Annotated in this window: 11 protein-coding genes; 1 reads left to right on the top strand and 10 read right to left on the bottom strand. The window is 45.0% G+C overall.

The window, feature by feature from the left end; genetic code table 11:
* The first annotated feature begins 176 nt into the window (after positions 1-176).
* On the top strand, positions 177-629 hold the full coding sequence (locus IQ211_RS07480; protein WP_189759696.1) for a VapA/VapB family virulence-associated protein: 453 nt from the start codon (positions 177-179) through the stop codon (positions 627-629).
* A gap of 229 nt (positions 630-858) precedes the next feature.
* Here IQ211_RS07480 and IQ211_RS07475 read toward each other — a convergent pair whose 3' ends face one another.
* From IQ211_RS07475 to ompR, 10 genes are all read right to left on the bottom strand, one after another.
* On the bottom strand, positions 859-1,572 hold the full coding sequence (locus IQ211_RS07475) for an amino acid ABC transporter permease (RefSeq protein WP_189759697.1): 714 nt from the start codon (positions 1,570-1,572) through the stop codon (positions 859-861).
* A gap of 1 nt (position 1,573) precedes the next feature.
* A complete protein-coding gene (locus IQ211_RS07470; RefSeq protein ID WP_189759698.1) occupies positions 1,574-2,311 on the bottom strand; it encodes an amino acid ABC transporter permease in 738 nt (245 codons plus the stop codon).
* A gap of 86 nt (positions 2,312-2,397) precedes the next feature.
* Entirely contained in the window at positions 2,398-3,246 is an 849-nt protein-coding gene (locus tag IQ211_RS07465) for an ABC transporter substrate-binding protein (protein WP_189759699.1), read from the bottom strand.
* 110 nt (positions 3,247-3,356) lie between these two features.
* Complete coding sequence (gene phoU, locus IQ211_RS07460; RefSeq protein ID WP_189759700.1) at positions 3,357-4,073, bottom strand: phosphate signaling complex protein PhoU; 717 nt, start codon at positions 4,071-4,073, stop codon at positions 3,357-3,359.
* Positions 4,074-4,091: 18 nt separating this feature from the next.
* Positions 4,092-4,886: a phosphate ABC transporter ATP-binding protein PstB gene (gene pstB, locus IQ211_RS07455; RefSeq protein ID WP_189759701.1), complete on the bottom strand. Its 795-nt coding sequence runs from the start codon at positions 4,884-4,886 to the stop codon at positions 4,092-4,094.
* Positions 4,887-4,935: 49 nt separating this feature from the next.
* A complete protein-coding gene (pstA, locus tag IQ211_RS07450) occupies positions 4,936-5,844 on the bottom strand; it encodes a phosphate ABC transporter permease PstA (protein ID WP_189759702.1) in 909 nt (302 codons plus the stop codon).
* A 1-nt stretch (position 5,845) separates the two neighbouring features.
* Positions 5,846-6,805 (bottom strand): phosphate ABC transporter permease PstC, encoded by a 960-nt coding sequence (gene pstC, locus IQ211_RS07445; protein WP_189759725.1) that lies wholly within the window; start codon positions 6,803-6,805, stop codon positions 5,846-5,848.
* 31 nt (positions 6,806-6,836) lie between these two features.
* Positions 6,837-7,859: a phosphate ABC transporter substrate-binding protein PstS gene (pstS, locus tag IQ211_RS07440; protein ID WP_189759703.1), complete on the bottom strand. Its 1,023-nt coding sequence runs from the start codon at positions 7,857-7,859 to the stop codon at positions 6,837-6,839.
* A 201-nt stretch (positions 7,860-8,060) separates the two neighbouring features.
* Entirely contained in the window at positions 8,061-9,074 is a 1,014-nt protein-coding gene (locus IQ211_RS07435; protein ID WP_189759704.1) for an ATP-binding protein, read from the bottom strand.
* Entirely contained in the window at positions 9,071-9,790 is a 720-nt protein-coding gene (gene ompR, locus IQ211_RS07430; RefSeq protein WP_189759705.1) for an osmolarity response regulator transcription factor OmpR, read from the bottom strand. Before ompR ends, IQ211_RS07435 begins: the two co-directional genes overlap by 4 nt.
* Between the last annotated feature and the right edge of the window lie 49 nt (positions 9,791-9,839).

The raw sequence follows: 9,839 nt of genomic DNA, 5'->3' as shown, positions 1-9,839 counted from the left end.
CAAATAATAATATTCATATATTTTATACACGTTACCTTTCAAGTTGCTCATTATAAGACAACATAACTCATTGTTTCTCCCCGCTTCGCGGGGAGAAACAATATGCATCTTGAAGTGAGATGGGTATAGATATTATTTTTTCTCTACATTCAATAAACTATAAAAGAGGTAATATTATGAACGAATTAGAAAAAAATGAAATAAAACTAAAACTTATTGAAAATTTTAAACAAACTATGCAAGGGAAGCTAGAACCCAAAAAGATTAATGAAGCTGTGACAAAAATAGCCTCTCAAAAAGTAGATGCATATTCGGCTGGAGGCCATGTAGAAAGCTTGATTTTTTATCTGAAGTTTTACCTGCGCCCAGATTTTATTGAGAATAAAAAATCTTTTCGCGGGCAAGCAGGGGGGCTGACGACTCCTGGCTTTGCAACTATACAAGGATTTATTTTTACAGACGATCTAGACACTCTTTATTCTGATACTGTACATTTCGCTTTTGAGGCAACGCCTGTATCCTTTGGTTTACATTTCTTTGATTCAGATAGCTATTTACTTGGCTCCTTCGGCGGTCTCGCAATCTCCCTTATAGCAGGTGTAGGTGGCGGAAGCGGTTCATGGAGTTAATTATTTTTTATAATAAATAACCTCAGCCTGAATACAATGATTAACAGAATATTCCAGCTTGTAAATCAATGTGATTTTTTATATCTCCCCGCCATGCGGGGAGATATAAGACGCATATTGAAAGGCGATTAGTATATAAATAAACAATCCCTGCCTCACAACAGGGAATGAATACAACAATGAAAATATCTGTCAGATATTAATTTTGAGGCGCCACGGTCAAAACTTTTTACGTCAAAATCCGAATATTGTTTGTACTTTTACGCCTCACTGAGAAGTGACGGGCAACATAATTGGCAATCAATTCCAGTGATAAACACATCACAAAATAAACCAACGCAACGAATAAAAAGACTTCCATCGGATAAACCATGCTGCGATTATTCACTTGAGTCGCCAAAAATGACAATTCCGCCACGCCAACGATATAAGCCAATGAAGTATCCTTGATTAACGCAATCCACTGATTGATAAATGAAGGCACCATCATACGCAACGCCTGCGGCAAAACGATATGCCACAGGACTTCCCAACGATTGAAACCCAGTGATAACCCTGCCCGCCATTGACCATCACCAATCGCTAAAATTCCCGCTTTGACACCATGTGCTAAATAAGCCGAAGTAATCAATGCCAAAGCACAGACAACGGTCGTAATTTCAGGGATCTCCATCCCCAATACGACAGGCAACAAGAAATATGTCCAGAAAATCAGCATAATGACCGGAATGGCGCGAAAGAAACCCAGTATTGCTGCCAATAAATTGGCCCAAAAACCGCGCAACATTGCCAGAGCAACGCCACCCAGAATACCCAATACGATGGAGATCGTCCCCGCTATGATGCTGATTACTAGCGTCAATGCCGCCCCTTCCAACGGCCCATCGGGAAAGGTTCCTAATAACAAGTAACGCCAGTTTTCTGCAATAACAGTAAAATCCATATCAATACCCTCTCGCCAAGGTTCTCTGTTGGCGCCATTGTCCCCAGCCTTCCATCACAGCAATAATGGCAATGTAAAGCACTGTCGCCACACCAAATGCCTCAAAGGTTTGTAAAGATTGGGTTTCCACCTGACGAGAAGCATAGGAGAGTTCTGCCACACCAATCGCCATGGTTAATGATGAATTTTTGACAATATTCATGTATTGCCCCAATAAGGGTGGCATAGCTATTTTCAATGCCTGTGGCAATACAACATGACGCATGGCCTGCCAGCCTGTTAAACCCAATGCATGGGCTGCATATTTTTGTCCGCGTCCAACGCCCTGAATGCCCGCACGCAATTCTTCTGCAACAAACGGAGCTGAATAGAGAGTGAGTCCGATGAATCCCGCCAGAAATTCAAAGGATGGCCATTCCAGTGTCAGACCGAAAATTATTGTGTCGTGCGGCGTGTTCAGCCATATCATTGCCTCTTGTGGCAAAATTTGCCCGGAAGCGAAATACCAGAAAAACAGCTGTACCAACAAAGGCGTGTTACGAAATACCGTAGTGTAAGCCGTAACCAGCCAGCGCAGTGGCTTGATTTGGCTATCCCGTATCGCGGCAATCACAAAACCCAATAAAGTGGAGGAGATAATGACACAGGCAGAAAGCCACAGGGTGATCAGAAATCCCTGCCAAAGCCATAGAAGATATTCAGGAGCCAGTAAATGCTCGGTAATAAATTGCTCAAACATATCATTCACCGCATAAACAAACAGCAAAGCCCCGCAATAACGGGGCTAATCAATTGGTGTTCTTAAATGGAAGCACTAAACAAACATTACTGTTTTGCCTGATCTGCTAACGGAGCAAATTTAAAATCACCCCGCGGTTGAGCGGATTTCGTTTCCGGGCCAAACCAGCGGTTATAGATTTTCTCTGCTTCACCCTCTTTTTCCAATTTCAGTAAGGTTTGGTTAACTGAATCAACTAATCGCGTTTCCCCTTTAGCGGCCGCAACTGATTGATATTCACGAGTAATGCTAAAAGGGGAAATTTCAAAATCGGCTTTCTGTGCTTCCGGTACGTTTGCCAGCAAGCCGACCAGTTTCGCATCATCCTGCGTGATCGCCTGGACATTGCCATTTCTCAGAGCCGCAAATGCCAATGGTGTATCGTCATATGAGATCACTTTGGCTGTTGGATAACGCTCACGTAAGGTGATTTCCTGCACCGTCCCCTTGTCTGCACCAATGCGCAGTTTGGCAATATCGTCCGGCTTGGTCAAAACACCTTTGCGGGCAATGAATTTCTGACCAGTTGCAAAATAAGGGATGGAAAAATCAACTTGTTTTGCACGTTCATCAGTGATCGTGAAATTAGCAGCAATTAAGTCAATTTTTTTGGAAGAAAGCAGAGGAATGCGGTTTGCTGGATTCGTTGGTCGCAGCTCCAGCTTCACCCCTAAATCTTTGGCAATCGCATTGGCGATATCGACATCATAGCCTGCCAATTTTTTCGTTTGCGGATCGATAAAACCAAATGGTGGGTTACTGTCAAATACTGCAATACGTACCGTGCCAGCTTTTTTAATATCATCAAGTTTATCTGCTTTTGCCACTCCTGAAACCAATGCCAAGCTGGTCAGCAGAGCAGTAACCGCTACGCGAGATTTGTTGCCAATCTTCATTGTACACCCCTGTTGGTTATTAATTTTTATATATCAACAAAAGCTATCAATTTAGATATAGCACCTGAAATAATATAAAATACTATATTTATTCAATTTTAGAATAATAACTATTCTTTTTGGGTCAGTAATTTTTCCAAATTGTCACCACCGATATGGCGAAAGTCCTGTCCTTTGACGTAATAGAAGATAAATTCACAAATATTCTGGCAACGGTCACCAATGCGCTCAATAGAGCGGGCGCAGAAGAGAGCCGTCATAACATTCGGAATGGTTCTGGGATCTTCCATCATGTAAGTTATAAGCTGGCGGATAATACTTTCGTATTCCTGATCGACTTTTTTGTCTTCACGGTAGATACGGATGGCTTCTTGCAGATCCATACGGGCAAAGGCATCCAACACATCATGCAACATTTGGATCGTATGACGCCCCAGTGATTCCAGGCTAACCAGCAAAGATTGCTGTTGATGTGAAAATCTTTCAAGCGCAGTCTTACAGATCTTATTGGCAACATCGCCAATGCGCTCCAGTTCAGCAATGGTCTTTGAAATAACCATGATCAGGCGCAGGTCACTGGCCGTCGGTTGGCGTTTTGCAATGATGCGGACACACGCTTCATCAATCGCCACTTCCATCATATTGACTTTCTGGTCATCCTCAATCACTTGCCGTGCCAATACTTCATCCTGGTTGTGCATCGCCAGAATCGCCTTACTGAGCTGTTCTTCCACCAAACCGCCCATTGTCATCAATTCGGTACGAATATGTTCCAGTTCAGCAGTGAACTGACCGGAGATATGTTTGCTGAGATTCAGATTGTCCATATTTTGCTATCCCCCGTATTAACCGTAACGGCCAGTAATGTAATCTTCGGTCTGTTTCATCTTCGGTGTGGTGAATAATCTATCGGTGTCGCTAAATTCAATTAGTTCACCCAGGTACATAAATGCGGTGTAATCCGAACAGCGAGCCGCCTGCTGCATATTGTGGGTGACGATCACGACGGTATATTCCGATTTCAGTTCACTAATTAACTCTTCAATGCGTCCTGTCGAGATGGGATCAAGTGCCGAACAAGGTTCATCCAACAGCAAGATCTCTGGACGAATGGCAATACCACGGGCGATGCACAGACGCTGTTGCTGGCCACCAGAAAGGCTATGCCCACTCTGGTGTAATTTATCTTTGGTTTCATTCCACAATGCCGCTTTGGTCAATGCCCATTGGACTCGTTCATCCATCTCTGTTCTGGGCAGTTTTTCAAACAGGCGCACCCCGAAAGCAATATTGTCGTAAATGGACATCGGAAATGGTGTTGGTTTCTGAAAAACCATCCCAACCTTGGCGCGTAGCAAGGCAATATCTTGCGTGTCTGTCAGGATATTGGTGCCATCCAGAATAATTTCACCTTCAGCGCGCTGATCTCCGTACAATTCATACATTTTGTTGAAAGTACGCAGTAATGTGGACTTGCCACAGCCCGATGGCCCGATGAATGCCGTTACCTTGTTTTGTGCAATATCCAGCGTAATATTTTTCAACGCATGAAACTTGCTGTAATAGAAATTCAGATCACGCACCTGAATTTTACTTTCTGCGATTTTATTTACTGAAATAACGTCATTAGCCTTATTCATCAATATTTATCTCTTGAATACCTTCTGCTTTTATTCCGTTGAAAAAATATTAGTGCTTTTTCTTCGCAAACAGCGCACGCGCCACAATATTAATGAGCAATACACACAGGGTGATCAGCAATACTCCCGCCCATGCCAACTGCTGCCAGTCAGAGAATGGACTCATGGCAAACTTGAAAATGGTGACAGGCAAGTTTGCCATCGGTTGGTTAAGATCGGTACTCCAGAACTGGTTGGAAAGCGAGGTGAACAACAATGGAGCCGTTTCACCAGCGATACGAGCAATAGCCAGTAACACACCGGTCATAATGCCTGATATCGAAGCTTTCAACGTAATGGCAGAGATCATTTTCCATTTCGGTGTTCCCAAGGCATAAGCGGCTTCACGCAAGTTATCCGGCACTAATTTCAGCATATTTTCCGTCGTGCGAATCACAATAGGGATCTGCAACAGTGCCAGTGCCATTACTCCAGCCCACCCTGAAAAATGTTGCATCTTCGTTACCACAACGGTGTAGACAAATAATCCGACAACAATCGAAGGGGCTGAAAGCAAGATGTCATTAATAAAGCGGATGATTTCTGCCAGCCATGAATGGCGACCATACTCCGCCAGATAAATGCCTGCCATAATTCCCAATGGCGTACCAAACACCGTCGCCCAGAAGATCAGCAAGCCGCTACCCACAATGGCGTTTGCCAACCCACCGCCCTCGGTATTCGGAGGCGGTGTCATTTCAGTAAACAACGCCAGCGACATGCCATCAATCCCTTTAGTGACGGTGGAGATCAAAATCCAGCCCAGCCAGAATAAACCGAATGCCATCGTCATCATGGATAACATCAGCGCCAGCCGATTTTTCTGACGACGCCATGACTGCATACGGCGACGACTTTTCATCTCCGTTTCGTTTACTGTATTGACTAAATGTGAAGGTTGCTCATTGACGGTTGTCATCTCAGCGCTGCCCCTCATTTTTTGCCAGACTCATAATCATTAATTTTGACAACGCCAGCACAATAAAGGTGATGGCAAATAAGATCAGCCCCAGTTCCATCAATGCGGCGGTATGCAGGCCAGATTCAGCCTCAGCAAATTCATTTGCCAATGCAGAAGTGATACTGTTCCCCGGCATATACAGAGACAAACTATCAAGTTGGTAGGTATTACCGATAATAAAGGTGACTGCCATTGTTTCTCCCAATGCCCGGCCAAGTCCCAACATCACACCGCCAATCACACCATTCCTGGTATAAGGCAAGACAATATGCCAAATCACTTCCCATGTTGTACAACCGATGCCATAGGCCGACTCTTTCATCATCACGGGGGTTTGTTCAAACACATCGCGCATGACAGAAGCGATATAGGGGATAATCATGATGGCAAGAATGACACCCGCCGCCAGAATGCCGATGCCAAAAGCAGGACCGGAGAATAGCGCCCCTACGATGGGAATGCTGGAGAGCACATCACCAACGGGTTGCTGGAAATAAGTAGCAAACAGCGGAGCGAAAACAAACAACCCCCACATGCCATAAACAATACTGGGGATCGCTGCCAATAACTCAATCGCCATACCCAATGGACGTTTTAACCAGTTTGGTGACAATTCTGTCAGAAACAGGGCAATACCAAAACTCACGGGAACCGCAATAATCAGGGCAACTAACGAAGTCATCAATGTGCCATAAATCGGTACCAATGCGCCAAATACCCCTGCCGGTGCATCCCACTCTTTGCTCCATAAGAAAGCAAAACCAAATGCTTGTATACTCGGCCAGGAAGCAATGATCAGTGAAATGATAATGCCTCCCAGCAGAAATAAAGTTAACAGCGCCGCTAACTTCACCAAGGCGCTGAAAATAATGTCACCCTTTCTGCTCGGTGCTTTCAGTGCCGTTTTCCGTTCGGCCATACGCTTCATTCTCACTTTAGGTTATTTCCCCTTAATAAAAGGAGAGATTGCTCTTCCATGCTGCACGCACCTGGCTGACCACTTCTTCCGGCAGGGTGGCATAATCCAGATCTTTCGCCTGTTGTTTGCCATTGTTATAAGCCCAATCGAAGAATTTCAGCACTTCGGCACCGTTGGCAGCATTTGCCTGCTTTTTGTGGATGAGAATGTATGTAGTCGAGGTAATTGGCCACGCATGATCGCCTTTCTGGTTTGTCAGATCCTGCGCAAAACTGCGGTTCCAATCCGCACCTTTGGCCGCTGCACTAAAATTCTCTTCGGTCGGCGCTAGCACGGCACCATCCGCTGAAACCAATTTGGTATAAGCCAGGTGATTCTGCTTCGCATAGGCATATTCGACATAACCAATCGAGCCCGGCAGACGCTGAACAAATGCAGCAATCCCGTCATTACCTTTACCGCCCAATCCTGTTGGCCATTTGACGGTCGAACCCGTCCCGACTTTTTGTTTCCAATCGCTATTCACTTTGGACAGGTAACTCGTGAAAACATAGGAGGTCCCTGAGCCGTCAGCGCGGCGAACCACAGCGATATTTTGCTCTGGCAATTTGAGGTCGGGATTCAGCTTGGTAATCGCTGGATCATTCCATTTTTTGATATTACCCAGATAAATATCACCCAGTGTTTTACCATCCAGAACCAACTGACCGGCTTTAACACCGGTAATGTTCACCGCCAGCACAATCCCACCGATGACAGTTGGAAACTGGAATAAGCCATCAGTCGCCAATTTTTCATCAGAAAGTGGGGCATCAGAGGCACCAAAATCGACCGTATTGGCAACAATCTGTTTTACACCACCAGAAGAGCCAATGCCTTGATAATTGATTTTGTTGCCCGTTTCTTTCTGATAAGAATCCGCCCATTGGGTATATATCGGTGCAGGAAACGTCGCACCCGCCCCGGTCAGGCTGGTGGCCGCGAATGAAGACAGGGATGTCATGGCAAATACAGCAACCATGATACTCGCCACGGTGGTACGCATTAATTTCATACTATCTCCTGTTGGATTTCCTACTGGATATGCATCATTAATGAAACACAAATGTCAGGTATCACTGACAGTCTGATTTTTAGGTAACAAAATGATTCAATAATGAAAATAGGCGAATTCAATGACAATAAGATGTATGAATTATGACATTTTTATGACAGGTGGTTTCGACAATACCTTATTTCGCGTTCAATGCGATTTTCATCTTTTATTCAACGGAATAGATATACGAATGGACAGCCCCTGTTTTTCACTGCTCCCCACCTGAATATCTCCCCCATGGCTATCAATGATACGGCGGATGATCGCCAGCCCTAGCCCCACACCACTATTTATTTCACGTCTATTATTTCCCTGCATAAAAGGTTGGAATAAAACAGCGGCTTCTTCTTTCGTCATTCCAGTGCCGTTGTCCTCAACTTGAAACCAGCCAAATTTTTCTGTTGAGCCACTACTGATGCGGATCCACCCATTGCCGTAACGACGGGCATTAGTAAACAAATTGACCAGTACACGTTTGATGGAAAAGGGATGGGCTAAAATGAAAATCGAACTTGTCGCTAAACGATTTTCAATATCTGTATCTGCGGCACAACGCTGCTCTGCTGTAATCACCTCTTCAAGCAACCCATTCAATTCACAGCATGTCATCGGCATCTCCTGCCCCGCTCGCTGATAATCAATGAATTGATCAATCATGGCATTACACTCTTCAATGTCCTGATGGACAGATTCTGTCAGAAAATCATCTTTTCCCTCCATCATTTCCATCGCCAGACGGATACGGGTAAGCGGAGTGCGCAAGTCATGGCTTACGCCAGCTATTAATACCGCCTGATCGCTTTCCTGTGATTTCAGCTCTACCGACAATTGGTTAAGCGCCCTAATGACGGCACGAATCGCGGGCATCCCCATTTCAGGCACTGATGAACCTCTTCTTCCTTTTCTTATGTCGATAACGGCTTTTTGCATCGCCTTCAATGAGTGTTTCTGGATAGCGGAATATCGCCAGAACACCATAAACACAGACAATGCCATCGCAAAAACACTGATAAAGAGATAGGGAAATACCGCGTTAAAAGGGAGTGCTTCTAATACCACCAGCAGTAAGGTGATCAATGTGCTGAACAGCAAGCTGCCCAGCACTAAGTACAGGACACGAAAACACAAAGTACGCAGAGAAAGCCAAAACTTTTTCACACTGGGCTTTTTCATACCTTGTTTCCATCAGGAACAAAAACGTATCCCAGCCCCCAGACCGTCTGGATATAACGTGGATGGGTAGGATCTTCTTCAATCAGGCGGCGCAGACGGGAAATCTGGACATCAATGGAACGCTCCATCGCACCATACTCTCGCCCCCGAGCCAAATTCATCAACTTATCCCGTGATAATGGCTCTCGTGGGTGAGAAACCAGCACCTTCAACACAGAAAATTCCCCACTCGTCAAAGGTAACAACTCATCTCGATGAAACATTTCACGTGTTCCAAGATCAAGTTTAAATTTCCCAAACTTGATCACTGCATTATCCGGCGTCGGCGCCCCCGGCAGTTCCTTCGTCTGTCGCCGCAGGACAGCACGTATACGTGCTAACAATTCACGCGGGTTAAAAGGCTTGGCAAGATAATCATCAGCGCCAATTTCAAGCCCAACAATCCGATCAATCTCTTCCCCTTTCGCGGATATCATGATGATCGGGATCGCGTTATGCTGACTTCTCAGCCTGCGACAAATAGACAACCCATCTTCACCCGGCAACATTAAATCCAGTACAATCAATTGGATGGATTCTCTGGTCAATAAACGATCCATCTGTTCTGCATTTGCGGCACTACGCACCTGGAATCCTTGTTCGGATAAATAACGTTCCAGTAACGCCCGCAAGCGCATATCATCATCAACAACAAGGATTTTATAATTCTCTTGCATGTTTCAGCTCCTAAGATGCTCCATGCCCGCAACATCCATCACTTTCACA

Origin of the sequence: Xenorhabdus griffiniae (assembly GCF_015163655.1) — a bacterium.
Lineage (GTDB): Bacteria > Pseudomonadota > Gammaproteobacteria > Enterobacterales > Enterobacteriaceae > Xenorhabdus > Xenorhabdus griffiniae.
Note: the sequence above shows the minus strand (reverse complement) of the source record. Positions and strands in the feature narration are given on the sequence as shown.

What these genes read in the sequence shown, in the direction of transcription:
- pstC (WP_189759725.1), bottom strand. Translation starts at nt 6,805, where the DNA reads ATGGCCGAACGGAAAACGGCACTGAAAGCACCGAGCAGAAAGGGTGAC.
- pstA (WP_189759702.1), bottom strand. Translation starts at nt 5,844, where the DNA reads ATGACAACCGTCAATGAGCAACCTTCACATTTAGTCAATACAGTAAAC.
- IQ211_RS07435 (WP_189759704.1), bottom strand. Translation starts at nt 9,074, where the DNA reads ATGAAAAAGCCCAGTGTGAAAAAGTTTTGGCTTTCTCTGCGTACTTTG.
- phoU (WP_189759700.1), bottom strand. Translation starts at nt 4,073, where the DNA reads ATGGACAATCTGAATCTCAGCAAACATATCTCCGGTCAGTTCACTGCT.
- IQ211_RS07480 (WP_189759696.1), top strand. Translation starts at nt 177, where the DNA reads ATGAACGAATTAGAAAAAAATGAAATAAAACTAAAACTTATTGAAAAT.
- pstS (WP_189759703.1), bottom strand. Translation starts at nt 7,859, where the DNA reads ATGAAATTAATGCGTACCACCGTGGCGAGTATCATGGTTGCTGTATTT.
- IQ211_RS07475 (WP_189759697.1), bottom strand. Translation starts at nt 1,572, where the DNA reads ATGGATTTTACTGTTATTGCAGAAAACTGGCGTTACTTGTTATTAGGA.
- ompR (WP_189759705.1), bottom strand. Translation starts at nt 9,790, where the DNA reads ATGCAAGAGAATTATAAAATCCTTGTTGTTGATGATGATATGCGCTTG.
- pstB (WP_189759701.1), bottom strand. Translation starts at nt 4,886, where the DNA reads ATGAATAAGGCTAATGACGTTATTTCAGTAAATAAAATCGCAGAAAGT.
- IQ211_RS07465 (WP_189759699.1), bottom strand. Translation starts at nt 3,246, where the DNA reads ATGAAGATTGGCAACAAATCTCGCGTAGCGGTTACTGCTCTGCTGACC.
- IQ211_RS07470 (WP_189759698.1), bottom strand. Translation starts at nt 2,311, where the DNA reads ATGTTTGAGCAATTTATTACCGAGCATTTACTGGCTCCTGAATATCTT.